The organism is Streptomyces sp. Z26, from assembly GCF_003665095.1.
Classification (GTDB): domain Bacteria; phylum Actinomycetota; class Actinomycetes; order Streptomycetales; family Streptomycetaceae; genus Streptomyces; species Streptomyces phytohabitans.
The window spans coordinates 193,551-218,009 of sequence record NZ_RCHV01000002.1 but is presented as its reverse complement, the minus strand read 5'-3'; the positions used below and the strand labels follow the sequence as shown (position 1 = coordinate 218,009).

General features: G+C 75.1%; 21 protein-coding genes. 12 read left to right on the top strand and 9 right to left on the bottom strand.

Annotated features, from left to right (window positions below):
- The first annotated feature begins 62 nt into the window (after nt 1-62).
- The 4 genes from D7M15_RS00975 to D7M15_RS00960 all read left to right on the top strand — a co-directional run bounded on the left by D7M15_RS00975 (nt 63) and on the right by D7M15_RS00960 (nt 4,385).
- A complete protein-coding gene (locus D7M15_RS00975; protein ID WP_121515733.1) occupies nt 63-1,445 on the top strand; it encodes a peptidase C39 family protein in 1,383 nt (460 codons plus the stop codon).
- A 159-nt stretch (nt 1,446-1,604) separates the two neighbouring features.
- Nucleotides 1,605-2,306, top strand: a complete 702-nt coding sequence (locus tag D7M15_RS00970; RefSeq protein WP_121515732.1) for a GntR family transcriptional regulator — start codon at nt 1,605-1,607, stop codon at nt 2,304-2,306.
- Nucleotides 2,307-2,513: 207 nt separating this feature from the next.
- Complete coding sequence (locus D7M15_RS00965) at nt 2,514-3,356, top strand: SAM-dependent methyltransferase (protein ID WP_121515731.1); 843 nt, start codon at nt 2,514-2,516, stop codon at nt 3,354-3,356.
- A 129-nt stretch (nt 3,357-3,485) separates the two neighbouring features.
- Nucleotides 3,486-4,385 carry a helix-turn-helix transcriptional regulator gene (locus D7M15_RS00960; RefSeq protein ID WP_121515730.1) on the top strand — a complete coding sequence of 300 codons (900 nt, stop codon included), beginning with the start codon at nt 3,486-3,488 and terminating at the stop codon, nt 4,383-4,385.
- Nucleotides 4,386-4,425: 40 nt separating this feature from the next.
- On the opposite strand, the gene D7M15_RS00955 is transcribed toward D7M15_RS00960, so the two are convergent.
- Both D7M15_RS00955 and D7M15_RS00950 read right to left on the bottom strand, forming a co-directional pair.
- On the bottom strand, nt 4,426-6,153 hold the full coding sequence (locus tag D7M15_RS00955) for a bifunctional 3'-5' exonuclease/DNA polymerase (RefSeq protein ID WP_121520074.1): 1,728 nt from the start codon (nt 6,151-6,153) through the stop codon (nt 4,426-4,428).
- 169 nt (nt 6,154-6,322) lie between these two features.
- The gene (locus D7M15_RS00950) at nt 6,323-8,491 is read right to left on the bottom strand and encodes an alpha-galactosidase (RefSeq protein WP_121515729.1); all 2,169 of its coding nucleotides are present in this window, start codon (nt 8,489-8,491) and stop codon (nt 6,323-6,325) included.
- Between the two features lie 347 nt (nt 8,492-8,838).
- On the opposite strand from D7M15_RS00950, the gene D7M15_RS00945 reads away from it, so the two are divergent.
- Nucleotides 8,839-10,011, top strand: coding sequence for an acyl-CoA dehydrogenase family protein (locus D7M15_RS00945; RefSeq protein ID WP_121515728.1), 1,173 nt, complete (start codon nt 8,839-8,841; stop codon nt 10,009-10,011).
- A gap of 92 nt (nt 10,012-10,103) precedes the next feature.
- Here the strand turns inward: D7M15_RS00945 and D7M15_RS00940 are convergent, their stop codons facing one another.
- Nucleotides 10,104-10,748, bottom strand: a complete 645-nt coding sequence (locus tag D7M15_RS00940; RefSeq protein WP_121515727.1) for an endonuclease — start codon at nt 10,746-10,748, stop codon at nt 10,104-10,106.
- 245 nt (nt 10,749-10,993) lie between these two features.
- Complete coding sequence (locus tag D7M15_RS00935; RefSeq protein WP_121515726.1) at nt 10,994-11,392, bottom strand: hypothetical protein; 399 nt, start codon at nt 11,390-11,392, stop codon at nt 10,994-10,996.
- Nucleotides 11,393-11,593: 201 nt separating this feature from the next.
- Between D7M15_RS00935 and D7M15_RS00930 the strand changes: the two genes are divergently transcribed.
- The 5 genes from D7M15_RS00930 to fxsA all read left to right on the top strand — a co-directional run bounded on the left by D7M15_RS00930 (nt 11,594) and on the right by fxsA (nt 17,495).
- Nucleotides 11,594-12,034: an Lrp/AsnC family transcriptional regulator gene (locus tag D7M15_RS00930; protein WP_121515725.1), complete on the top strand. Its 441-nt coding sequence runs from the start codon at nt 11,594-11,596 to the stop codon at nt 12,032-12,034.
- 197 nt (nt 12,035-12,231) lie between these two features.
- Nucleotides 12,232-13,833, top strand: coding sequence for an amidohydrolase (locus D7M15_RS00925; protein WP_240649547.1), 1,602 nt, complete (start codon nt 12,232-12,234; stop codon nt 13,831-13,833).
- Nucleotides 13,834-14,325: 492 nt separating this feature from the next.
- The gene (lnt, locus tag D7M15_RS00920) at nt 14,326-16,116 is read left to right on the top strand and encodes an apolipoprotein N-acyltransferase (protein WP_240649077.1); all 1,791 of its coding nucleotides are present in this window, start codon (nt 14,326-14,328) and stop codon (nt 16,114-16,116) included.
- Nucleotides 16,113-16,883 carry a polyprenol monophosphomannose synthase gene (locus tag D7M15_RS00915; protein WP_121515723.1) on the top strand — a complete coding sequence of 257 codons (771 nt, stop codon included), beginning with the start codon at nt 16,113-16,115 and terminating at the stop codon, nt 16,881-16,883. Before lnt ends, D7M15_RS00915 begins: the two co-directional genes overlap by 4 nt.
- 3 nt (nt 16,884-16,886) lie before the next feature.
- Nucleotides 16,887-17,495: an FxsA family membrane protein gene (gene fxsA, locus D7M15_RS00910; RefSeq protein WP_121515722.1), complete on the top strand. Its 609-nt coding sequence runs from the start codon at nt 16,887-16,889 to the stop codon at nt 17,493-17,495.
- A gap of 257 nt (nt 17,496-17,752) precedes the next feature.
- On the opposite strand, the gene D7M15_RS00905 is transcribed toward fxsA, so the two are convergent.
- Together D7M15_RS00905 and D7M15_RS00900 are read right to left on the bottom strand one after the other, a co-directional pair.
- Nucleotides 17,753-18,130 (bottom strand): RNA polymerase-binding protein RbpA, encoded by a 378-nt coding sequence (locus tag D7M15_RS00905; protein WP_027751042.1) that lies wholly within the window; start codon nt 18,128-18,130, stop codon nt 17,753-17,755.
- A gap of 305 nt (nt 18,131-18,435) precedes the next feature.
- Nucleotides 18,436-19,170 carry a hypothetical protein gene (locus D7M15_RS00900; RefSeq protein WP_240649076.1) on the bottom strand — a complete coding sequence of 245 codons (735 nt, stop codon included), beginning with the start codon at nt 19,168-19,170 and terminating at the stop codon, nt 18,436-18,438.
- Nucleotides 19,171-19,271: 101 nt separating this feature from the next.
- On the opposite strand from D7M15_RS00900, the gene D7M15_RS00895 reads away from it, so the two are divergent.
- The gene (locus D7M15_RS00895; RefSeq protein WP_121515721.1) at nt 19,272-20,795 is read left to right on the top strand and encodes a PLP-dependent aminotransferase family protein; all 1,524 of its coding nucleotides are present in this window, start codon (nt 19,272-19,274) and stop codon (nt 20,793-20,795) included.
- Here D7M15_RS00895 and D7M15_RS00890 read toward each other — a convergent pair.
- The 3 genes from D7M15_RS00890 to D7M15_RS00880 all read right to left on the bottom strand — a co-directional run bounded on the left by D7M15_RS00890 (nt 20,783) and on the right by D7M15_RS00880 (nt 23,249).
- The gene (locus D7M15_RS00890) at nt 20,783-22,336 is read right to left on the bottom strand and encodes a hypothetical protein (protein WP_240649546.1); all 1,554 of its coding nucleotides are present in this window, start codon (nt 22,334-22,336) and stop codon (nt 20,783-20,785) included. The genes D7M15_RS00895 and D7M15_RS00890 overlap by 13 nt on opposite strands.
- Before the next feature lie 111 nt (nt 22,337-22,447).
- Nucleotides 22,448-22,642, bottom strand: a complete 195-nt coding sequence (locus D7M15_RS00885; RefSeq protein ID WP_121515720.1) for a hypothetical protein — start codon at nt 22,640-22,642, stop codon at nt 22,448-22,450.
- Between the two features lie 94 nt (nt 22,643-22,736).
- The gene (locus tag D7M15_RS00880; RefSeq protein ID WP_121515719.1) at nt 22,737-23,249 is read right to left on the bottom strand and encodes a DoxX family protein; all 513 of its coding nucleotides are present in this window, start codon (nt 23,247-23,249) and stop codon (nt 22,737-22,739) included.
- Between the two features lie 301 nt (nt 23,250-23,550).
- Here D7M15_RS00880 and D7M15_RS00875 point away from each other — a divergent pair, with 301 nt between their 5' ends.
- Nucleotides 23,551-24,390 (top strand): endonuclease, encoded by an 840-nt coding sequence (locus D7M15_RS00875; protein ID WP_121515718.1) that lies wholly within the window; start codon nt 23,551-23,553, stop codon nt 24,388-24,390.
- Nucleotides 24,391-24,459 lie beyond the last annotated feature (69 nt).

The following is a 24,459-nucleotide window of genomic DNA, read 5'->3' as shown; positions in this document are numbered from 1 at the left end:
TACGACCCGGCGCGGTACGTCCGGCGCGGCGGATCTCAGCGACCGACTGGGGGCACCACCAGATGATCAGCAGACCAGCCAAGCGCCGCACCGTGCTGGCCGCGGCCCTCGCCACGGCCGCCGGGGCCGCCACCCCCGCCGCGGCCCGCACCGACCAGGGCGCGGCGGGACGCGGGCGCGGGAGGCCGGGCCGACCGAGGAAGGACGACCTCATCGACCACCACGACTGGAGCTGCCTCTCCGACTGGAAGGGCGGCACCCACGAGGGCACCCGCGCGGGCGGCGACCGGCCCGGCATCACCCTCGCGAAGCCCGCGGGCACCGTCGCCTACACGGACCCGCACACCGGCACCGAGGCCACCTGGGAGTACGCCCGGTGGACCTCGCCGCGTCACGAACCGACCGTGCCCGCGAGCGAGGTGATCGCCTCCTGGAACGCGGACACCCCCGCGGGCACCTGGCTGCGGATCGAACTGCGAGGCACGTACACGGGCGGCGGCGACACCCCCTGGTACACCCTCGGCGTGTGGACCGCGGGTGACGGCGACGACGTGCCGCGCCGCACCTCCGTACCCGACCAGGGCGACGGCAAGAGCAGCGTGTACACCGACACGTTCGCCATCGACGACCTGGACGCGGGCCCGCGCCTCGCCTCGTACCGGCTGCGCGTCACCCTGCACCGCGCGCCTGGCGGCGACGCGACGCCCACCGTGTGGCGCCTCGGCGCGATGGCCTCCGACCTGCCGGACCGCTTCGAGGTCCCGGCCACGGAGCCCGGCCCGGCCGCCGGTGTCGAACTGGACGTGCCGCGCTACTCGCAGAACGTCCACGAGGGCCAGTACCCCGAGTACGACGGCGGGGGAGAGGCGTGGTGCAGCCCCACCTCCTCGCAGATGATCATCGAGCACTGGGGCCGCAAGCCCACCCCCGAGGACCTGTCGTGGGTCAACCCGGACTACGCGGACCCGCAGGTCTGCCACGCCGCCCGGTACACCTTCGACTACGACTACGAGGGCTGCGGCAACTGGCCGTTCAACGCCGCGTACGCCGCCACGTACGACGACATGCAGGCCGTCGTCACGCGCCTCGCCTCACTGGCGGACGCCGAGCGGCTGATCGCGGCGGGCATCCCGCTGATCACCTCGCAGTCGTTCGTCGAGGAGGAGCTGGACGGCGCGGGCTACGGCACGGCCGGGCACCTGATGACCGTCGTCGGCTTCACCGCCGAGGGCGACGTCGTCGCCAACGACCCGGCCTCGCCGGACAACCCCTCGGTCCGCCACGTCTACAAGCGGCGGCAGTGGGAGAACATCTGGCTGCGCACCAAGCGCAAGGACGCCGACGGCAAGGTCCTCAGCGGCACGGGCGGCGTCTGCTACCTGTACTTCCCGCGCGAGACCACCGCGGCCCAGAAGAAGGTCCTCGCCTCACTCGGCATCGGCTGACCACCCCGGCGCCCCGCCGGGAACACGTTCCCGGCGGGGCGCCCGGCCCGGTACAGGCGGGAGCGAGCCGTGCGGACCTGCGGGGAAGCGGGAAAGGTCACCTCGTAAGATCTGGTGCTTCATCCGGCCGCCCCAGAGGCGCCACGGGAAGGCAAGCGCATGGAGATCCCCGTACCGCGCAAGCTCGTCTCCGTCCAGGAGCACCTGCGCGACCAGGTCGCGCAGGAACTGCGCGCCGCGCTGCTGTCCGGGGAGCTGCGGCCCGGCACCGTCTACTCCGCGCCCGCCCTCGCCGCCGAGTACGGCGTGTCCGCGACGCCCGTACGCGAGGCGATGCTGGAGCTGACCCGGGAGGGCCTGGTCGAGGCCGTACGGAACAAGGGCTTCCGGGTCACCGAGGTCAGCGAACGGGACCTGGACGACGCCACCGAGGTACGCGCGCTGATCGAGGTGCCCACCGTCGGCCGCGTCACCGAGACGGCGCCGCCCGAGCGGCTGCGCGCGCTGCGCCCCGTGGCCGAGGAGACGGTGACCGCCGCGCGGGACGGCGACGTCGTCGGCTACCTCGACGCCGACCGCCGCTTCCACCTCGCCCTGCTGGCCCTCGCGGGCAACGCGCACCTGGTGCGCGTCGTCGGTGAACTGCGCCGCCGTTCCCGGCTGTACGGGCTCGCCGACCGCGAACGGGACGGCGCGCTGGCCGAGTCGGCGCGGCAGCACGTGGCGCTGGTCGACGTGATGCTCGGCGGCGACGCGGCGGGCGCGCGGGCGCAGATGCGCCACCACCTGGCGCACGCCCGCACGTTACGCGCCCCACGGGGCGGACACGGCGGCGTGTACGGCGACCCGCACGGCGGCTGAACCGGCCCGGCACGCCGTACGGACCCGTGCCCGGCACGCCGTACGAGTCCCCGGCCCCATCCCGTACGGCCCGCAGCCCCCCGCACGCGCCGGAATCGGACGCTGCGTGACGCGGAGGCTAGCGCCTCGCCGCCAACCGGCTAGCCTGGTGGGGAGATTGACGGCCCGCCACCGGAGCGCAGGGCCCGGGAGAGGGGGCCGCGCGGCATGGCGGACACCGAAGAGTGGATGCGGGTGGAGCCCAAGCCGCCCGTGGAGCTGCACACGGACCGGCCGCACGCCGCCCGCGTCTACGACGTGCTGCTCGGCGGCAAGACGAACTACCCGCCGGACCGGCAGGCCGCGGAGCAGCTGCTCGCCTCGCTCCCCGTCGCCGCCGACATGGCCCGCCAGAACCGCGCGTTCATGCACCGCGTGGCCCGGTACCTCGCGGCCGAGAAGGGCGTACGGCAGTTCCTCGACATCGGCACCGGCATACCCACCTCGCCCAACCTGCACGAGGTGGCCCAGCGCGTCGCGCCCGAGTGCCGCGTCGTGTACGCCGACAACGACCCGATCGTGCTCGTCCACTCCCGCGCGCTGCACCGCAGCAGTCCCGAGGGCGGCACGGCGTACATACAGGGCGACCTGTGCGAGCCGCGCGCGCTGCTCGACCACCCGGAGCTGCGGGCCACGTTCGACCCCGAGTTGCCCGTGGCCCTCACGCTGCTCGCCACGGTCTACTGGCTGCCGGACGGCGTGGACGCGTACGAGATCGTGGCCACCCTCCTCGACGGGCTGCCGTCGGGCAGCTACCTGGCGCTCACGCACGTCACCCAGGACTTCGAACCGGCGGAGATGCGGGGTGCCACCGACGGGCTGAAGGCGGGCGGCTCCAACGTGGTGGCCCGCACCCGGGACGAGGTGCTGCGCTTCTTCGACGGGATGGAGCTGCTGGAGCCCGGACTCGAAGTGGTCCAGAACTGGCGCCCCGACCCGATGGACCTGGGGCACCGGGCCCTCGGCCCGACGGACCTCCCGCTGTACGCGGGGGTGGCCCGCAAGAGGTGACGCCCGGCCGGGTTCCCCGCGCCGGCCCGCGCCCGACGCGCCGCCGCCCCGCCCCGCCGCACCGACCGTTCCCGCCCGACCGTCGCCGCCCCCGACGCCGCATCCGACCGCAGAGCCGCAGGAGTTGCCATGACCGCCATGATCCAGCCGAGTGGCGACCCGGGCCCCGACGGGCGCCCGGAGCCCCCGCGGTCCGGCCCGACCGCGGTGCGCATCACGCTGGGCGCGCGGCTGCGCAAGCTGCGGCAGGGGTGCGGGATCAGCCGCGAGGACGCGGGGAAGGCGATCCGCGGCTCCCACGCGAAGATCAGCCGCCTCGAACTCGGCCAGACCGGCTTCAAGGACCGCGACCTCGGCGACCTGCTGACCCTCTACGGCGTGCACTCCCCGGCGGAGCGCGAGGAGTACCGGGAGCTGGTCCGCAGGGCCAACACGCCCGGCTGGTGGCACGAGTACACGGACGTGCTCGTCGACTGGTTCGAACTGCACATCGGGCTGGAGGAGTCCGCGTCCGTCCTCCGCACGTACGAGGTGCAGTTCCTGCCCGGCCTGCTCCAGACCGAGTCGTACGCCCGCGTGGTGACCCGCATGGGGTACCCGGACGCGCCGATCCGCAAGATCGAACGGCTGGTGGAGCTGCGCATGGCCCGGCAGCGGCTGCTGCGGCGGGAGAACGCGCCGACGCTGTGGGCCGTCGTGGACGAGGCGGTGCTGCGCAGGCCGTTCGGCGGGCAGGAGGTGATGCGCCGTCAGCTGGAGCACCTGCTGGAGGTGACCGCGCTGCCCAACGTGACGCTCCAGTACGCCCCGTTCAGCGTCGGCGCGAACGCCACGGCGGGCTCGCCGATCACCATCCTGCGCTTCGCCGAGCCGGACCTGCCGGACAAGGTGTACCTGGAGCAGCTGACCGGCGCCGTCTACCTGGACAAGCAGGAGAACGTCGACCAGTACACGCTCATCATGGAGCGGCTCTGCGCCGAGGCCGAACCGCCCGACGAGACGCGCCGGTTCATCCGGTCGCTGCTCTGAACGCCGCCACCCGCGCCCCACGCGGTGCCCCGGCGGCGCCCTACTTCGCGTCCGCGTAGCAGTCCACCACGGCGATCGTGAACGCGAAGCGCACCGGCGTCTCGCCGAACGCCGCCACGCCCGCCCGCTCACCCGCCGCCCGCACCGCCCCGGCGACCCGTTCCGCCTCGTCCGCCGGGCAGTGCACGATCACCTCGTCGTGCTGGAAGAACACCAACTCCGCGCGCGTACCGGTCAGTTCCTGCCGGAGCGCGGCCAGCATCAGCACCGCCCAGTCGGCGGCGCTGCCCTGCACCACGAAGTTGCGCGTGAAGCGGCCGCGCGCCCGCGCCCCGGCCCCCGCCCCGTACGCGCCCGCTCCCGCGCCTCCCGCGTCGCCGTCCGCCCCGGTGTCCGGGGCGTCCGCCGGGCCGGGCGGCGGTTCGTACGCGTGGCCGCCGCCGTCCGCGTGGCCCGCCGCCGGGGGACACGTACGCCCCAGCCACGTGCGCACCAGACGGCCGGACTCGCCCGCGCGCGCCGCCTCGTCGACGTACTCCACGGCGGCCGGGAAGCGGCGCCGCAGCGCCGCCAGGTGCTTCAGCCCGTCGCCGCTGGTCTGCCCGTACACCGCGCCCAGCAGGGCGAGTTTGGCCCGGTCGCGGTCCCCGGCGAAGGCCCGTTCCGACAGCACCGAGTAGAGGTCCCGGCCGGAGCCCGCCACCTCCATCAGCCCGGGGTCCCGGGACACGGCGGCCAGCACGCGCGGCTCCATCTGGTCGGCGTCCGCCACCACCAGGCGCCAGCCGGGGTCCGCGACGACCGCGCGCCGTACGACCTTCGGGATCTGGAGCGCGCCGCCGCCGTTCGTCGTCCAGCGCCCGGACACGGTGCCGCTCGGCAGGTACTCCGCGCGGAACCGCCCGTCGTGCACCCAGGCCCGCAGCCAGCTCCAGCCGTGCGCGGTGTAGAGCCGGTAGAGCTTCTTGTGGCGCAGCAGCGGCTCCACCGCCGGATGGTCCACCTTCCGCAGCTCCCAGGCGCGGGTCGACGACAGGGCGACGCCCGCCCGCGCGAACGCCCGCAGGACGTCCGCGGGCAGGTCCGGGCGGACCCGCGCGTCCGGCCCGAACGCCCGCGACACCTCCGCGGCCAGCTCCGCCAGCCGCCGCGGCTCGCCCCCGCCCGCGTACCGCTCGCCGAGCAGCTCCGCCAGCAGCGCCCGGTGCACGTCGGCCCGCCACGGCACGCCCGTCCGGCCCATCTCCACGGCGACGAGCGTCCCGGCGGACTCGCCCGCCAGCAACAGCCGCATCCGGCCCGGGTGTTCGGCCGCCTCCGTACGGACCAGCTGCGCCGCGTACACCTCCAGCAAGGCCTCCATCGGGTCCGCGTCCTCCGGCAGCGGCACCGGGCCCGCCTCGAACAAGGACGGCTGCGGGTCCGCGCCGTGCGACACGGGCGGCGGGTCGTCCGGCACCGCCAGGCCGCGCAGCCGGGCCCGCGCGGCGGGCAGCGAACGCGCCGCGCCCGCCCGCCCCTCGTGCCCGAGCAGCAGCGACTCCGCCGCCTCCGTGTCGTAGCAGCGCGGCACGCGCAGCCCGGCCGCGAGCAGCCGCGGGTACACGGCGGCCGTCGACCGCCACACCCACCGGCCGACCCCCGGCCTGTCCCGTACGGCCGCCACCGCCGACTCCTCGGCCCGCACCGGCCCGGCGGGCGCGCCCCGCGCGTCCAGCGGGCAGACCAGCGCGCGCCCGTCGGCGGTCTCGGCCAGCGCCCACCGCACCGGCCCGTCCGTGGGCACGGCGGCGGCGCGCGCCCCGCCGTCGCGCCCGCCCGCGTCCGTACCGCCCGGCTCACCTCGCACGCGGCCGAGTCTGGCACCCGCCTCCGACAATCCGGCCCCGGCGGCCGCGCGGCCGCGTCACCGGCCCCGCCGCGTCACCCCCACCACGTCACGCCTCCCCGGCCGCCTCCACGCGCAGCAGCCAGGCCCGTTCCGGCTCCGTGACCGGCGGCTGGAGCCCGACCCATCCCAGCAGCCGCCCGGTCAGCACCACCCCGTCCCCGCCCCACCAGGCGGGCGCGGGCCGTGGCGACCGTACCGGCGCCCCGGTCGGGTCGACCGCCCGTACGCGGTAGCGCCGTTCCGGGTCCAGCCCCGGCAGCCGTACGGCCGCGGGCACCGCGTGCGCGGACACGGCGAGCTGGGCGTGGCAGAACACCGCCGTACGCCGGTCGGCGGCGACGACGCCGTGCACCCAGGCCGCCGGGTCGGGGTGGTCGGCGCGGACGACCGTGCCGCCGTGCAGCAGCGGGCGCAGCTCCTTGTGCAGGGCGAACACCCGCGCCAGCGCGGCCCGTTCGGCGTCGTCGGCCGCGCCGTCGAGGTCCCACTCCGCGCCCAGGTGCCCGAACAGCGCCGTCGCCGCCCGGAAGTCCAGGGCGTGCCGCCGCCCGGTGGTGTGGGCGCGTTCCGGGCCGACGTGCGCGCCGATCAGTTCGGGCGGCAGGAACACGCCCGTCCAGCGCTGGATCACCTGCCGTTCCAGCGCGTCGTTGCAGTCGCTGGCCCACACCCGGTCGGCGCGTTCCAGGATGCCCAGGTCCACGCGCCCGCCGCCGGACGCGCAGCTCTCCACGGCGACGTCCGGGTGCCGCGCGCGCAACGTGTCCAGCAGCCGGTACACGGCGTGCGTCTGCGCGTGCGCCCCCGCCCGGCCCGCGTGCCGGGCCGCCACCAGGTCGCGGTTGTGGTCCCACTTGAGCGCGCCGATGTCGTACGCGGACAGCAGCGCGTCCAGCCGCTCCAGCAGGTACGCGTACGCCTCCGGGTGCGCCACGTCCAGCACCTGCTGGTGGCGCGCGGGCGGCGGCGGGCGGTCCGGGTCGGCGAGCAGCCAGTCGGGGTGCGCGCGGCACAGGTCCGAGTCGGGGTTGACCATCTCCGGTTCGACCCACAGCCCGAACTCCATGCCCAGATCGCGGACATGGTCGATCAGCGGGCCCAGCCCGTCCGGGCGCACGTCCTCGTCCACGTACCAGTCGCCCAGCCCCGTACGGTCGTTCCGCCGCCCCCGGAACCACCCGTCGTCCAGCACGAACCGTTCCACACCGGCCGCGGCGGCCGTACGGGCGAGGGCGTGCAGGCGGACCGGGTCGTGGTCGAAGTAGACGGCCTCCCAGGTGTTGAGGGTGACGGGCGCCGCCGGGCGGTCCGGCGCACCCGTACGGCGCGGGCGCCGCCGCGCGCGCAGCCAGCCGTGGAACGCCGCGCTGATCCCGTCCACACCCCGCCCGGCGTACGCCGCGCACAGCCACGGCATCGCGTACTCCCCGCCCGGCTCCAGCACCACCTCGCCGGGCAGCAGCAGTTCACCGCCGCCGAGCAACGCGTCGCCCTCCGGCAGCCGCTCGGCGTACGCGACGTGGTTGCCGCTCCACGCCACGTGCGCCGCCCACACCTCGCCGTGCCGGAAGCCGAACCCGGGCGTGCCCGCCAGCAGCCCGATCGTCGCGTCCAGACCCGGCCGGCCGCGGCGGCTCTCGCGCACCCACACGCCGTCGCGGAACGGGTGCCGCTGCGGCTGCCGTTCGCGGCAGTGGCGGCCGGTGAAGTCGAGGAGCTCCCCGACCTGCGGCGGCAGCGGCAGGGCCGCCTCCAGGCCCTCGACGGCGTACGGCGTGCCGCCCGCGTTCCGCAGCAGGTGCCGTACGCGCAGCAGCCCCGCGTCGTGCAGTTCCACCTCGGTGGTCAGACCCAGCCCGGCGGCGGTGTCCGCGGCGGTCACCACCAGCCGCGCGCGGTCACCGGCACGCTCCTCGCGCAGCCCCGTACGCGTGAACACCGGCGCCCAGTCCGCGCCGTCCCGGTGCCCGCGCAGGCCCGGACGCCCCGGGAACGCGGCGCCGTGCTCCGGCAGCAGGCCGACGGGCACGGGCGCGTCCGGACCCGCGGACGGCACGGGTCGGGACAGCGCGGCGGCGAGGGAGGGGGCGGCGGCCACGTCGGCGGCGGCCAGCGGCGCTCCCCAGTGCAGGACGGTGGGCAGCCCGGGGCCGCGGGCGTCGAGCAGCAGGGAGACGGCGGCGTTGCCCAGGTGCGGGAAGTCGGAGGACGGCATGCGCCCCACCCTCCCGCCGCACCCCGCCCGGCGGAAGCGGGCCGCGCCCGGAGCCGGCCGGTACACCGCCCGCCCGTACGGTCCCCGCCGCCGTCCGTACGGTGCCCGCCCCGTCGCGTACGGCGCCCCGGACGGGTGGCGCGATCCGTACGCCGGAGGGTCACGTCACACCTTCGGTGAAGTGACGCGGTGCCTCCGATCGGGCATACTCCAGATCGCCGCAGTCGCTGGTCAGCGCCCGTCGAGACCCGACACCGGAGCATCACGGCGAGGCGGTGACGACCCCGGCCACGCCGCCACACCCCGGCGGCCGACGCCGCAGCCCCCGACAGGAGGAGAGCGCCGCGATGCCCGAATACGGACCCCGGCCGGTGGAACGCTCACTGCCCACCGCGGAAGCACGCGACCTGCTGGCCCTCGTACGCGAGTTGACCCAGCGGGAGATCGCCCCGACGGCCGCCGAGGACGAGGAGGCCGGGCGCTTCCCCCGCGAGACCTTCCGGCTGCTCTCCGAATCCGGCCTGCTGAGCCTGCCGTACGACAGCGAGTACGGCGGCGGCGACCAGCCGTACGAGGTGTACCTCCAGGTCGTCGAGGAGCTGGCCGCCGCCCGGCTGACGGTCGGCCTCGGCACCAGCGTGCACACGCTGGCGTGCCACGCGGTCGCGGAGTTCGGCAGCAAGGAGCAGCGCGCCGAGCTGCTGCCCGCGATGCTCGGCGGCGGTCTCCTCGGCGCGTACTGCCTCTCCGAGCCCGCCGCCGGTTCCGACGCCGCCTCGCTCACCACCCGCGCCACCCGGGACGGCGACGACTGGGTCGTCGAGGGCGGCAAGGCGTGGATCACCCACGGCGGGATCGCCGACTTCTACACGGTGCTCGCCCGTACCGGCGGCCCGGGTCCGCGCGGCATCAGCGCGTTCCTCGTGCCCGGCGACGCCCCCGGGCTGAGCGCGGCCGAGCCGGAGCGGAAGATGGGCATGCGCGGATCGCCCACCGCCCAGGTGCACTTCGACGGCGTACGGGTGCCCGACGCGCGCCGTCTGGGCGACGAGGGCCAGGGGTTCTCCATCGCCCTGGCCGCGCTCCAGTCCGGCCGACTGGGGATCGCCGCGTGCGCGGTCGGGGTGGCCCAGGCCGCGCTGGACCAGTCGCTGGCGTACCTCGCGGAGCGCCGCCAGTTCGGCCGCCCCATCGGGGACTTCCAGGGCCTCCGCTTCATGGTCGCGGACATGGCGACGCAGATCGAGGCGGGCCGCGCGCTGTACCTGACGGCGGCGCGGCTGCGCGATGCCGGGCAGCCGTTCGCGCGGCAGGCGGCGATGGCCAAGCTGTTCTGCACCGACGCGGCGATGCGGATCACCACGGACGCGGTGCAGCTGCTCGGCGGCTACGGCTACACCCTCGACTTCCCCGTCGAACGCCTCATGCGCGACGCGAAGTGCCTCCAGATCGTCGAGGGCACCAACCAGATCCAGCGTGTGGTCATCGCCCGCGACCTGCTCGGCCCCGAGGCGCGCTGAGGCGCTGACTCACCGGCACGCTGACGCGCCGACGTCCGTACGGGACCGGCCGATCCGTGCCGCGGTGGCCCCACCGCGGCACGGCACGGGTGCTACACCCCGGCCGACTCCCGTACGTCCGCGCCCACTTCGGCGTCCAGCGCCACCCGTACGAGCCCGGCCGCCAGCCGGGGCAGCTCCGCCCCGGGTACGAGGCGCGCCAGCCGCGCGTCCGTACGCGGCAGGTCCAGCCGGTCCGCGCCGTCACGTGCCTTCGCCCCGAAGCACGGGGCGAACTCCGGCCACACGCCCTGCACCTCGCGCAGGAAGATGTCCACCCCGGTCGGGCCGATCCCGGGGAACTCCCGCAGCAGCCGCGGCACTTCGCGTACGCCCGCCTCGCGCACCCGCCGCAGGTCGCCGCCGTAGCGGTCGCGCAGCAGCTCGGCCCCCTCGCCGAGCTGGGTGGACGTCCGCTCGTCGTACCGCCGGTAGCCGCCCGCGCCGAGCGCGTCGACGCGCTGCTGCCAGGTCGCCCCGGCCATCCGGCGCGCGTCGCGGTACCCGGCGTCGAACAGGGCGCGGGCCGCCGCCACGGCGATGCCCGCCCTGATCCGGGCGCTCAACAGGTGGGAGAGCACCAGCACTTGGTACAACGGCGCGGGTGTGTCCCGGAGCGTGACGCCCGCCTCCGACGCGTACGTGCGTCCGTGCCGCCGGAGCAGCACGCGCACGACGTCCTCCTGCTTCCCACTCACCCGACTCACCCGCCCGTTCCCGCTCACCGGCCCCGGTGGTTCCGGGACGGTGCCACGGGTGCCCCGCGCGGACCGGCCGACACGCCACCGCGCGCGGTGCCCGTACGGTCACGGACGCGTGGCCGTACGGGCGCGGGTGTACGGGAGTGGTGGTGCGGGTGGGACGTGGGCGACGCGTGTGCGGGACATGCCGTACGGCGCCCGCACCGCTCACCGCCGCGGCTACGCGGCGCGTACCGCCGCCGTTACGCGGCGCGCGCGACCGTCTGCTGCCGCAGCGGCCGCGAGCCGGGCCCGCCGACGTGCGAGAACGGCTGCTTGCGCCAGTCCAGCCCGGCGGGCAGGGTCAGCAGTACCACCCCGTCCTCCTCGTGCGCGACGCGCTCGCCGGTGGCCGGTGTCGCCTCCGCCACGGCCCGCCCCGTGCCGGGGCACACCGTCAGGCCGAAGGGGTTCCAGCGGGTCGGGCAGTGCGCGTGCTCCGGCAGCCGCTCCTCGCCCGCCAGCAGCGCGATCGGTCGGCCGCACTCCGGGCAGCCGACCCGGAAGGTCTCGTAGGTCTCGTACGTCTCGACGGTGTCCGTACCGTCCGCCGCGCTGTCGGCCGCGTCCTCCGTACGGCCGGGACGGAGAGTCTTCGCCATGCACTTCCCCCTCAGGTGACGCGCCGGACCGCCAAGTCCGGTCCCGGCAAGAGCTTCCCGCCGTCACCGGCGCGTAATCGCCGAGCCCGGCCGGGCACGGGTGCGCGGGTGTGGCCTTGCTCACACCGCGCGCCTCCCGTACGGGTCGCGCGCCCTCGCCCGCTGTGCCGGAGTGGCTCCGGCGCAGTAGGTTGACGTGCTGTGGAGGAGTTGGATCGACAGATCGTGGAATTGCTCGTCAAGGACGGGCGGATGAGCTACACCGACCTGGGGAAGGCCACCGGCCTGTCCACCTCGGCCGTGCACCAACGCGTGCGCCGCCTCGAACAGCGCGGTGTCGTACGGGGCTACGCGGCGATCGTCGACCCGGAGGCGGTGGGACTGCCGATCACGGCGTTCATCTCCGTCAAGCCGTTCGACCCGAGCGCGCCCGACGACATCGCCGAACGCCTCGCCGAGGTACCGGAGATCGAGGCGTGCCACAGCGTCGCGGGCGACGAGAACTACATCCTCAAGGTGCGCGTCGCCACCCCGCTGGAACTGGAGGACCTGCTCGCCCGCATCCGTACGCTCTCCGGCGTCTCCACCCGTACGACGGTGGTGCTCTCCACGCCGTACGAGGCCCGGCCGCCGCGCGTCTGAGCGCCGCGCGCCGCCCCCGCGCCCCGCCCCCGTGTCCGTCTCCGGCGGCCCGGGGGCGAGACTGGTGCCCCGAACCGAACCGAACCGCGATCCGCGAGGCGCCCGCAGTGAACGACCCCAGCGACCCGACCGACCCCAGCGGCACCACCGGCCCCGGCACGGCGGGCCCGTACGACGCCTCCGGCCGCGCCCGTACGGTGCTGCTGCGCGGGGGAGAGGTGCACAGCCCCGCGGACCCCTTCGCCACCGCCATGGTCGTCGAGGGCGATCGCGTCGCCTGGGTCGGCTCCGAAGGGGCGGCGGACTCCTTCGCGGACGGCGTCGACGAGACCGTACGGCTCGACGGGGCGCTCGTCACCCCGGCGTTCACCGATGCGCACGTGCACACGACCGCGACGGGACTGTCGCTCACCGGACTCGACCTCGCCGCCGCCACCGGCCCCGCGGACGCCCTCGCGCGGGTCCGCGCCCACGCCGCCGCGCACCCCGACCACCGGGTGCTGCTCGGCACCGGCTGGGACACCACCGGCTGGTCCGAGCGCCGCCACCCCACCCGCGCCGAACTCGACGCCGCCACCGGCCACCGGCCGCTCTACCTCTCCCGCGTCGACGTCCACTCCGCGCTGGTGACCACCGCCCTGCTCGACCTGGTACCCGGCGTCACGGGCCTCGCCGGGTACGCCCCCGACGCGCCGCTCACCGCCGCCGCCCACCACGCCGTACGGTCCGCCGCCCACGACTCCCTCTCGCCGCGCCAGCGCGCCGAGGCGCAGCGGACCGCGCTGCGGCACGCGGCGTCCGTCGGCATCGGCTCCGTGCACGAGTGCGCGGGACCGGAGATCTCCGGCGAGGACGACCTCGCCGACCTGCTGCGGCTCGCCGCCGAGGAACCGCTGCCCCGCGTCACCGGCTACTGGGCCGAGGTCGTCACATCCGCGAAGGACGCCGCGCGCGTACGGGAGTTGGGCGCCGTCGGCGCGGCCGGTGACCTGTTCGCGGACGGCTCGTTCGGCTCGCACACCGCGCACCTGCGCGAGCCGTACGCCGACAGCCCGCACACCGGCAGCTCCTTCCTCGACGCGGACGCCGTCGCCGCCCACGTCGCCACCTGCACCGAGGCCGGGCTCCAGGCCGGTTTCCACGCCATCGGGGACGCCGCCCTCGACGCCGTCACCGGCGGCGTGCGCGCCGCCGCCGAACGCGTCGGCCTCGCCCGCGTACGCGCCGCCCGGCACCGCGTCGAGCACGCGGAGCTGCTGGACGCGCGGAACGTGGAGGCGTTCGCCCAACTCGCCCTCACCGCCTCGGTCCAGCCCGGTTTCGACGCCGCGTGGGGCGGCGACGACGGCATGTACGCCGAGCGCCTCGGCCGGGACCGCGCCCGCGCCCTCAACCCGTACGCGGCGCTGCTGCGCGCGGGCGTACCGCTGGCCCTCGGCTCGGACAGCCCGGTGACCCCGCTGGGGCCGTGGGCGGCCGTACGCGCCGCCGCGTTCCACCGCACGCCCGCCCACCGGGTGTCCGCGCGCGCGGCGTTCACCGCCCACACGCGCGGCGGTTGGCGCGCGATCGGCCGCGACGACGCGGGTGTCCTCGTACCGGGCGCGCCCGCCGACTACGCGGTCTGGCGTACGGGCGAACTCGTCGTGCAGGCACCGGACTCGACGGTCGCCAACTGGTCCACCGACCCCCGCTCCGGCACCCCCGGCCTCCCCGACCTGACGCCGGGCGGCCAACTCCCGGTCTGTCTGCGGACGGTGGTGGCCGGACGTACGGTCCACGGGCGGCCGATCGAGTGACGTGGGGCCGCGGATACGGCCGAACGATGCCCGCGGCGGCGCCCGTACCGCCCGTAACGCCTCGGCACTGACCTGCTGGTTCTCCGAAACACTCCAGGTAGCAGGGCTGTTGACAGGCGGCGCCGTCCGCCCGGTAGGTTCGGCGGAGTCCACCAACGGATGTCCGGCCGGAAGACCTCCGCGCAGTCGTCGTACGCCGCTGGGCCACGGGGTGGTGCGTCGCACCGGCACACCACCACTGGGAGCCAGGTCCAGCGCCCGCGTCACGGGGGCGGAAGGTTTCGTCTGACCGGCGGGTGCGACCCGGGTGGGGCCCGGACGCTCAGTAGACAACGGCTCTCGGTCGATCCGCAGCCAGCGGGTCCCAGGTCGGCCCGAAGGGCGCCGGGCCCCGATCCGCACCCCCGCCCGCGCGCACCCTCGGGTCCGCCGCGCCGCCCTCTCCATGTACGGTCACCTCACCACCGCACGACCTGCAGGAAGGCCGCGACCGTGCCATCGGGCCCCGACACCACCGACGCCACGACCTCCGGGCCGCCCGCCCGCGAGGACCGTACGGGCGCGTCCGCCGCCGCGGACACCGCACCCGGGCCCGGTGAGGAGCCCGCGGCCGACGACCCGGCGCCCACGGGCCCGACCGGCCCCGGCGCCGACTCCGCGCGCCCGCCCCACGCCGGTCGCCTCACCGCGCTCGTACGCCGCGAGTGGCGCCGTACGGCCCTCGCCGCCCTCGCCGGGATCGCCCTCGGCCTGGCCTTCCCGCCGTACGGCGTGTGGCCGCTGTCCCCGGCCGCCGTCGCCGCGCTGAGCCTCCTCACCCGGGGCCGTACGGCACGGCAGGGCGCCTGGACGGGCTTCGCCTTCGGACTGCCGTTCTTCTTCGTGCTGCTGAAGTGGCTGCACGTGATCGGCTGGGACGTCACCGTCGGGCTGTCCGTCATCCAGGCCGTGTTCCTCGCCGGGCTCGGCTCCGCCCTCGCCGTCACCGCGCGGCTCCCGCTGTGGCCGCTGTGGGCCGCCTGCCTGTGGGTGGCCGAGGAGTGGGCGCGCGACCGCGTGCCGTTCGGCGGGTTCCCGTGGGGGCGGCTGGCGTTCGCGAACGCGGACTCCCCGTTCACGCCGCTCGCGGCGCTCGGCGGCGCCCCCCTCGTCACCTTCGCCGTCGCCCTGGCGGGCACCCTGGTCGCCGCCGCCGCTCTCGCCGCGCGGCGGCTGCGGCACGAGCCGCGGACCGCGGCCGGACTCGCGCGCGCGGGCGGCGTACCCGTCGCCGGGAGCCTCGCCCTCGCCGCGGCCGTCACCGTCGGCGGGTACGCCGTCCCGGTGCACACCGAGGCCGACGACACCGCCGACATCGCCGTCGTCCAGGGCAACGTGCAGCAGGCCGGGATGGACTTCCTCGGCCGCCCCATGATGATCCTCGACAACCACGTCGAGGCCACCCTCCAGCTCGCGGAACGCGTCAGATCCGGCGAGACCGCCCGCCCCGACCTGGTGATCTGGCCGGAGAACGCCTCCGACCTCGACCCCTACCGGAACGCGGAGGCACGCGCCCGCATCGAGGAGGCCGTACGCGCCGTCGGCGTCCCCATCCTCGTCGGCGCCCTGGTCGACCACCCCACCAAGGAGGGGTACGTCGAGAACCAGGGCATCGTCTGGGACCCGGAGTCCGGGCCCGGCGCCTCGTACACCAAGCAGCACCCCGTGCCGTTCGGCGAGTACGTGCCGTTCCGGGACCAGCTGAGCCGGATCGTCACGCGGCTCCAGCGCGTCCCCCGCGACTTCTACCCCGGCGACCACGCGGGCGTCCTCCAGGTCGGCCCCGCCCGGCTCGGTGACGTGATCTGCTTCGAGGTGGCGTACGACGAGATCGTCCGCGACACCGTCAACGACGGCGCCCGCGCCCTCGTCGTCCAGACCAACAACGCCACGTACGGGCGCACCGGGCAGCCCGAGCAGCAGCTGGTGATGTCCAAGCTGCGGGCCGTCGAGCACGGCCGGGCCGTGGTCACCGCCGCCACCAGCGGCATCAGCGCGGTCGTCGCCCCGGACGGGACCGTCGTGCAGGAGACCGACGAATTCACCCAGGATGTGCTCACGGCTAGGCTGCCCCTGCGCGACGGCACCACGCTCGCCGACCGCGTCGGCGCGGGGCCGGAGTGGACGTTCGCCGTCGGCGGCGTCCTCGCCTGGGTCGCGGCCGGGGTCCTCGGCCGCCGGGCGCGCGGGACACGGGGAGCACAGGGCCGGGAAGACGTCCAGGCAGAGGGGCAGCAGCAGTGAACCACAGCGGGCAGCGGCGCCAGTACGGGCCGCTCGGCAAGGTCCTCGTGATCATCCCGACGTACAACGAGGCCGACAACATCCAGTCCGTGGTGGGACGCGTACGCTCCGCCGTGCCCGACGCGCACGTGCTGATCGCGGACGACAACAGCCCGGACGGCACCGGCAAGATCGCCGACGAGCTGACCGTGGACGACGAGCAGGTCCACGTCCTCCACCGACGCGGCAAGGAGGGCCTGGGCCTGGCGTACCTCGCCGGGTTCCGGTGGGGCATCGAGCACGACTACGGCGTGCTCGTCGAGATGGACGCGGACGGCTCGCACCAGCCCGAGGAGCTGCCGCGGCTGCTCACCGCCCTCAAGGGCGCCGACCTCGCCCTCGGTTCCCGCTGGGTGCCGGGCGGGCGCATCGTGAACTGGCCGAAGAGCCGCGAGTTCATCTCCCGCGGCGGCAGCACGTACTCCCGCCTCCTGCTGGACGTCCCCATCCGCGACCTGACCGGCGGCTACCGCGCGTTCCGCCGGGAGACGCTGGAGGGGCTGGGCATGGACGGTGTCGCCTCGCAGGGCTACTGCTTCCAGGTCGACCTCGCGCACCGCGCCTTCCGGGCGGGCTACCACGTGGTGGAGGTGCCGATCACGTTCGTGGAGCGGGAGCGCGGCGACTCCAAGATGAGCCGCGACATCTTCGCGGAGGCCCTGTGGCGCGTCACCGCCTGGGGCGTGGACCACCGGGTGAAGAAAATCCGCGGACACAGGCACACTTGAGCCATGACCAACGGCGCACCCTACCCGTACGAACCCCCCGCCGGGGACGACCGGCAGGCCCACCGGGCGGACGGCGCGCGACGCCCTGACCGCCCCTCCCGTACGCGCACCGTCCTCGCGCTCGGCAGCGCGGCGTGGATCGTGCTGGAGATCTGGCTGCTCGTGACGGTGGCCGACGCGACGAGCGGGCTCGTGGTGCTGGCGCTGCTGGTCGCGGGCTTCGTCCTCGGCCTCGTCGCCATCAAGCGCGCCGGACGGCGCGCCTGGCGGCGGCTCCAGGCCACCATGCAGGCGGCGCAGCCCGGCGGGCCGCCGCTGCCGGACACCACGGACGAGCGCGCGGGCGGCAACGCCTTCGCGATGCTCGGCGGGCTGCTGCTGATGGTGCCGGGCTTCGGCTCCGACGTGCTCGGCCTGCTCTGCCTGTTCCCGCCGACGTCCGCCCTGCTGCGCCGCGGTACGGAGCGGCTGCTCTCCCGGGGCGAGCTGGGGCAGGCGCTGCGGCAGGCCCGCGCGGCGGAGCGGTCGGCGCGGATGCGCAGGCCCGACGGGAAGGTCGTCCAGGGCGAGGTCGTGCGGGACGACGACCCGGCGGGGCCGGCGCGCGACTGACGTACGGACGTACGGGAGAGGGGCCGGCGGGGTCGCGGCTCCGCCGGTCGTCGAAGTCGTCCCGCGGGGCGCCGGGGCCCGGTTCGCGGGAGCGCCGACGCGCGGCAGGACGCGGGCATCCGTATCCGCGCGCGGGCACACGAAGGAGCCCGGGCCGCTTCGCGCGGCTCGGGCTCCTTCGTCCAGCCTGTTGTGTCGCTCGTCCGACCTCGTGCGGCGCGGGGTGCTCTCCCGTCCGACGGGACCGGAACGCGGGACTACGCGGACTTGCGCTTGCTGTCCCGCGGGTGCACCGCGATGTTCATGGTGCCGGAGCGGAGGACCGCCAGCCGTTCGGCCAGCACCTCTTCCAGCTCCTCGCGGGTGCGCCGCTCCATGAGCATGTCCCAGTGCGTGCGCGCGGGCTTGCCCTTCTTCTCCTCAGGACCCTCGCCGTCCACCAGGAGGGCCTGTGCGCCGCACACCTTGCACTCCCACTCCGGCGGAATCTCGGCCTCTACCGAGAACGGCATCTCGAATCGATGTCCGTTCTGGCATGCGTACTCCACGGCCTGGCGTGGTGCCAGGTCGATACCGCGGTCGGTCTCGTAGCTGGTCACCACGAGTCGCGTGCCGCGAAGAGCTCGCTCACTCATGAATCGTGCCTCCCGGGCTTGTCGCCCACAGGACAGGTGTCGCTGTCGTCGTCATCCGGTCAACGTCCGGTCGGCGGTGAAGATTCCCGTAGTGGGACATGCGTCGCCCGTCGTGCCGCCCCTTCTGGTTACCCACCGGCGCCCCGTTTGTCACATCTGACAGGGATTGTCATCCGGTGTCGCGTCCGTGTGGCGCTGCGTACGCGGTTCCTCCGGCGGGCCGGAGGCGTACACTACCGGTCCGCGGGGCGAGTCCGTGAATCCGGTCCCGCCGCGGGGCCGTTCGCCGTGGCCGCCGCCCCCTGTCACGTACCCGCCGTGGGGCATTCCGTACCCCGTCCGGCCCGGTTCCGTCGGGTCCACCACCGCGCGGGACGCGGCCGTTCCCCCTCGCGCGTGTCCGGGGCGTCGGGCGTGTCCGCGGCCGGTGCCTCCGGTACGGCGCAGACCCGCAGGAAGAACTGCGACAGCGGACCTATCGCCAGCGCGTACACCACGGTGCCCGCCCCGGCCGAGCCGCCGAGCGCGAAGCCGGTGGCCAGCACCACGATCTCGATGCCCGTACGCACCAGGCGCACCGAGCGGCCCGTCACCTCGTGCAGGCCGGTCATCAGCCCGTCGCGCGGGCCCGGTCCGAAGCGGGCCGAGACGTACAGGCCGGTGGCCAGCCCGTTCAGCGCCACGGCGAAGAACACCAGCGGGACGCGCACCGCCATCGCGCGCGGCTCCGGCACCAGCGCCAGTGTGGCATCCATCACGAGGCCGACGAGGAACACGTTCGAGACGGTCCCCAGCCCCGGCCGCTGCCGCAGCGGCACCCACAGCAGCAGTACGGCGGCCCCGAGGACCACCGCGACGGTGCCGATGGACAGCCCGACGCGTTCCGACAGGCCCTGGTGCAGCACGTCCCACGGGCCCAGCCCGAGCGCGGCGCGCACGAGCAGGGCGGAGCTCGCGCCGTACAGCACGAGCCCCAGGTACAGCTGTGCGAGCCGCCGCGGGACGCGGCGACCTGTCGGGTACGCCCTGGGACCGGGCATGGAGAACCCCCTCCGCTGGTCGATGTGGCCTGGCGCGTGACAGTCTGGAACGCGGAACGAGGCCAGTTCCATGGCCAATACGGGAGAGGTGGACTGATCAAGTGCCCCAGTGGACCTCCGCGGTGGGTTCCGCCCAACTCGCCCGCCTGCTCGGCCCGCAGCGCCCCGGCTCCGGCCCGGACGCGCCCGCGCGGGGCGGCTCCGGCGGCGCCCGCCGTACGCCCGCCTACCGCTCCCTCGCCGACGGCATCCGCACGCTCGTGCTCGACGGCCGGGTCCCCGTCGCCGCCCGCCTGCCCGCCGAACGGGAACTGGCCGCCGCCCTCGCCGTCTCCCGTACGACCGTGGCCGCCGCCTTCGAGGAGCTGCGCTCCGAGGGGTACCTCGCGTCCCGGCGCGGCGCCGGGAGCTGGACCGCGATGCCGGACGGGAACCCGCTGCCCACCGGGGAGCTGGTGCCGCTGCCGCCGGAGGCCGCGGACCGGGTGCTAGACCTCGGCTGTGCCGCGCTGTCCGCCCCGGAGCCGTACCTGAGCCGCGCCTTCGAACACGCGCTGGCCGAACTCCCGCCCTACATCCGCACGCACGGCGACTACCCGGCGGGTCTGCCGGTGCTGCGGGAGGCGATCGCGGAGAGGTACACCGCGCGGGGGGTGCCCACCATGCCCGAGCAGATCATGATCACCACCGGTGCGATGGGCGCCGTGGCCGCCCTCGCGCACCTCCTCACCCCGCGCGGCGAACGCGTGGCCGTCGAGCACCCCTCGTACGCGAACATCCTCCAGCTGCTGCGGCGCGGCGGCGCCCGGCTGGTGCCGGTCGCGATGACCGGGGAGCCGCAGGGGTGGGACCTGCCCGCCTGGCGGCAGGTGCTGCGCGACGCGGCGCCGCGCATGGCGTACGTCGTCGCGGACTTCCACAACCCCACCGGCGCCCTCGCGGACGAGGAACGCCGCCGCGAACTGGTCGCCGCCGCGCGCGCGGCGGGCACCCTGCTCGTCGCGGACGAGACGATGGCCGAGCTGCCGCTCGACCCGGGCCTCGCGCTCCCGCGCCCCATGGCGGCGTTCGACGCGGGCGGCTCCACGGTCATCACCGTCGGCTCGGTCAGCAAGGTCATCTGGTCCGGCCTGCGCATCGGCTGGGTACGCGCCTCCCCGGAGGTCATCCGCAGCCTGGTCGCCGCGCGCGCGTACGCCGACCTGGGCAGCCCCGTGCTGGAACAGCTCGCCGTCGTCGGGCTGCTGTCCGACGGTAGCTGGGAGGAGGCCGTCGCCGTACGCCGCCGACTGGCCCGCGAATACCGGGACGCGCTCGTCTCGGCGCTGCGCGAGCACCTGCCCGACTGGGAGTTCACGGTGCCGCGCGGCGGCCTGACGCTCTGGGCCCGCACCGGCGGCCTGTCCGGCTCGCGCGTCGCGGAGGCGGGGGAGCGGCTGGGGGTGCGGGTGCCCGCGGGCACGCGGTTCGGGGTCGACGGGGCGTTCGAGGCGTACGTACGGCTGCCGTTCACCCTGCCCGAGGCGCTCGCCGTGGAGGCGGTGAAGCGCCTGGCGCGGGCCGCCGAACTGGTCCGCTCCGGGGGCGCCGCCGGGGCGGAGACCCCGCGCAGCTACGTCGCCTGAGCGGGGGCCCCACCTGCCGTCCGTACCTCCCCCGCCCGCACGCCCGCGACCCGTACGTCCGCCCGCTGCCGTTCCGGGAGCAGCGCCAGCACCGCGCGCCGCTGCGCCTCGCCCGTCGCCTCGTCGTGCGGGTCGGGCGTCGCGGGCACCTGGAGCCGCAGCACCGGGCCCCCGCCCAGCCGCGCGTACCCGCGTCCGGGCGGAGGGTCGGGCACCGGCGTCGTACGGGGCGGCTCGCCGAGGATGGCGCGCACCTGGTCCGGGGAGGCCGCGCCGAGCACGACCCGCGCCCGGGTGTACGCGCGCACCGCCTGCGTCAGCCCCTCCGCGCCCTCGAACTGCTCGGCCACCACGACCGTCACGTTCGCCGCACGCCCGTGCCGCAGCGGCACGTCCAGCAGCTCCTGCGGGTCGCGCCGCCCCTCCGCGCCCGCCATGTGCCGCAGCACGGCGGGCCGTTCCACCAGCAGCCACAGCGGCCGCCGTACGTCCGCGGGCACCGGTTCACCCGCCTGTCGGCAGCGGCTCGCGGTCAGCAGCCTGCGCTCCGTCTCGTGCACGGCCCACTCCAACGCGGCGGACGCGCCCGTCAGCGACGACTCCACCCCCAGCACCCCGTCCCGCCCCACCAGGCACGCGAACTCGCCCGAGCCGCCACCGTCCACCACCAGCACGTCCCCGTACCGCAGCGCCTGCGCCGCCAGCGACCGCAGCAGGGTGCTCACCCCCGACCCCGGGTTGCCCAGCGCGAGCAGGTGCGGCTCGGTGGAACGCGGGCCTGTACGCCACAGCACCGGCGGTACGTCGCGCGTACCGGAGGCGTCCGTCACGGGCAGCGTGCGCGGTACGGCGTCGGTGTCCGTGAAACCGAGCACGATCTCGCCGGGGGCCGTGACGAACGGCTGCGCGCAGATGTCCGTGGGGAGCGGCGCGACCACGCGCAGGGAGAGGAGGTTCCGCTCCTCGTCCCAGTCGAAGGCGTACTCGCGGCCGCGTCCGGCCTTCGCGCCCAACAGCCGTTCGACGGGCGCGCGTTGCGCCGCCTCGCCGTCCCGGAAGCACGGCGGGTAGCGCAGCGTCAGCCGTGCGAGGCGGCCCGACGCGGTGAACGCGAACTCCTCGAACGACCGCTGCCAGTCACCGCCGTGGGCGTACAGCGGCTCGGGGTGCGGGTCGTCGGGGACGGTGAAGTACGGGACCAGCGCCTCGTAGAGGGTCTGGAGCCGCGCGGTCTGCGCCTCGTCCGGGCCGGTGTCCTCGGGCTCCGGCGGGTCGCCGTCCCCGTCGCGGCCCCACCAGAAGGCGGCGAGCGCCAGGGCGACGGCGGCGCCCTGCGGGCCGTACGGCACGAGCCGGACGACCAGCAGGCACACCACCGCCAGACAGAGGGCGGGACCCCGCCGCTCCTGGGGCGCCTGCTCCCACCAGCCCCGGGCGGCCGTGGCCAGCCGCCCGAGGCCGCGGGCGACCGTACCGAGCGGGCGCAGCGCGGTACGGGCGCCACCGGCACCCGTACGCACCACTTCGAGACTCCGGTCCAGGCCGCGGCGGGGCGACGGGCGCGGGGGCGTCCCGCCGTCGCGCCGCAGCAGGCCGGGCAGCGGGCGCAGGCCCACGTGACCCTCCTCGGGTGCTCTCCGTGCGGGGAAGGGTCAGAGCTGGATGCCGCCGAGCATGGTGGCCAGGCTCGCGCTGCCCTGCTTGATGCTCGGCGCGATGGCCGTGCCCGACAGGTAGAAGCCGAACAGCGAGCAGACCACCGCGTGCGACATCTTCAACCCGTCCTTCCGGAAGAGGACGAAGGCGATCACGCCGAGAAGGACGACACCGGAGACGGACAACACCACGGATCACTCCTGAGATGGGGGCTCGGTCACCATGAGCTTTCCCACCTTCACAGAAGGTTCCGTATGAAAAAAGGATCAAATGGGTGATCTCGTGTCAGCCCGCGACGGATCGGGACGGTTCCTCGGTGTCGGCGGCCTTGGCGCCCGGGAGGTCCGGGGTGTCCGGGGCGTCGGCGGTCCGGACGCGGCCGCGGCCGAGCAGCGAGTCCAGGGCCAGGTTGCCGGGGCCGAAGGCGGCGATCAGCAGGAAGGCCCAGCAGAACATCGCGGCGGGCTCGCCGTTGTTCTCGATCGGGAAGAGCGCCTCGGGCTGGTGCTCCACGAAGTACGCGTAGGCCATCGAGCCGGAGCAGAGGACCGCCGCGGGGCGGGTGCCGAGTCCGACGAGGACGAGCGCGCCGCCGGCCAGTTGGATGGCGGCGGCCCACCAGCCGGGCCAGTCCGGGAAGCCGGGGACGCCGCCGTGCGGGCCGCCGAGGACGTCGAAGAGGGTGGCGGCGCCGTGGCAGGCGAAGAGGAGGCCGACGACGATGCGGAACAGTCCGAGCACGTACGCCTTGAACGGTTCGCTGTCGAGAACGGCGACAGGGTGGGGTCCGCTACGCATGATCAGCTCCTGGGTGCGGGGACGAGGGGGCAGGTAGCAGCGCTGCGTCAGGTTGGTCTGGACCTACCTCTCAACGTAGTCATGTCCCCGTCACGATGTCTAGACCAGTGGCTGTTCACCTTTCGCTGTCCCGTGCACGCAGTGCCCCAGCTCAACAGGGCGCGTGGGCAAGGAAGTTGGGGATCGAGTACGACATGTCCACCGCATCGGCACCGAATGGATCTCCGTAGGCCATTGTTGAGGTGCGCATGACGGGGCAGGATGCCTGTGCCAACCAACGGTCACCGAGAGGACCCCCCACATGCACCTGTCGCGACCAACCCGCCGCACATCGCTGGCCGTCGTGGTCGCGGGCGCGGCGATCGCCGGCCTGACGGCCCAGATACCCGCCACCGCCACGCCCGCCGACCAGCCCGCGGCCTCCTCCTCCCTCGCGCAGAAAGTTGTCGGCACCTACGACGACACCTACTACGAGGACGCCATGGGCAAGACCGGCGACGAGCTGAAGTCCGCGCTGAACGGCATCATCAGCGAGCAGACGACGCTCTCGTACGACGACGTCTGGGAAGCGCTCAAGGCCACCGACAAGGACCCGGCCAACGACGGCAACGTCATCCTGCTCTACAGCGGCGAGTCCCGCAGCGCCGACGCCAACGGCGGCGACTCCGGCGACTGGAACCGGGAGCACGTCTGGGCCAAGTCCCACGGCGACTTCGGCACTTCACCCGGCCCCGGTACGGACGTGCACCACCTGCGCCCGACCGACGTGACGGTCAACAGCACCCGCGGCAACAAGGACTTCGACGCGGGCGGCTCCGAAGTCGAGGGCGCGCCGGGCAACTTCACCGACGACGACTCGTTCGAGCCGCGTGACGAGGTCAAGGGCGACGTCGCCCGGATGATCTACTACATGGCGGTCCGCTACGAGGGCGACGGCGCCCCGGACCTGGAGCCCAACGACAACGTCGACAACGGCTCGGACCCGTTCATGGGCCGGTCCTCGGTGCTCAAGGAGTGGAACGAGTCCGACCCGCCGGACGACTTCGAGAAGAACCGGAACGACGTCATCTTCGACCAGTTCCAGCACAACCGGAACCCGTTCGTCGACCACCCGGAGTGGGTGAACGAGATCTGGCCGTGACGCCGGAACCGCTACGCGGGTAGAGCGGGAGAACGGTGGCCGCGCCCGGCCCGTCCGGGCGCGGCCACC

Bases quoted from the DNA above. Each gene is read 5' to 3' on its own strand.
- D7M15_RS00975 (WP_121515733.1), top strand. From the start codon at position 63: ATGATCAGCAGACCAGCCAAGCGCCGCACCGTGCTGGCCGCGGCCCTC.
- D7M15_RS00970 (WP_121515732.1), top strand. From the start codon at position 1,605: ATGGAGATCCCCGTACCGCGCAAGCTCGTCTCCGTCCAGGAGCACCTG.
- D7M15_RS00965 (WP_121515731.1), top strand. From the start codon at position 2,514: ATGGCGGACACCGAAGAGTGGATGCGGGTGGAGCCCAAGCCGCCCGTG.
- D7M15_RS00960 (WP_121515730.1), top strand. From the start codon at position 3,486: ATGACCGCCATGATCCAGCCGAGTGGCGACCCGGGCCCCGACGGGCGC.
- D7M15_RS00950 (WP_121515729.1), bottom strand. From the start codon at position 8,491: ATGCCGTCCTCCGACTTCCCGCACCTGGGCAACGCCGCCGTCTCCCTG.
- D7M15_RS00945 (WP_121515728.1), top strand. From the start codon at position 8,839: ATGCCCGAATACGGACCCCGGCCGGTGGAACGCTCACTGCCCACCGCG.
- D7M15_RS00935 (WP_121515726.1), bottom strand. From the start codon at position 11,392: ATGGCGAAGACTCTCCGTCCCGGCCGTACGGAGGACGCGGCCGACAGC.
- fxsA (WP_121515722.1), top strand. From the start codon at position 16,887: ATGACCAACGGCGCACCCTACCCGTACGAACCCCCCGCCGGGGACGAC.
- D7M15_RS00905 (WP_027751042.1), bottom strand. From the start codon at position 18,130: ATGAGTGAGCGAGCTCTTCGCGGCACGCGACTCGTGGTGACCAGCTAC.
- D7M15_RS00900 (WP_240649076.1), bottom strand. From the start codon at position 19,170: ATGCCCGGTCCCAGGGCGTACCCGACAGGTCGCCGCGTCCCGCGGCGG.
- D7M15_RS00880 (WP_121515719.1), bottom strand. From the start codon at position 23,249: ATGCGTAGCGGACCCCACCCTGTCGCCGTTCTCGACAGCGAACCGTTC.
- D7M15_RS00875 (WP_121515718.1), top strand. From the start codon at position 23,551: ATGCACCTGTCGCGACCAACCCGCCGCACATCGCTGGCCGTCGTGGTC.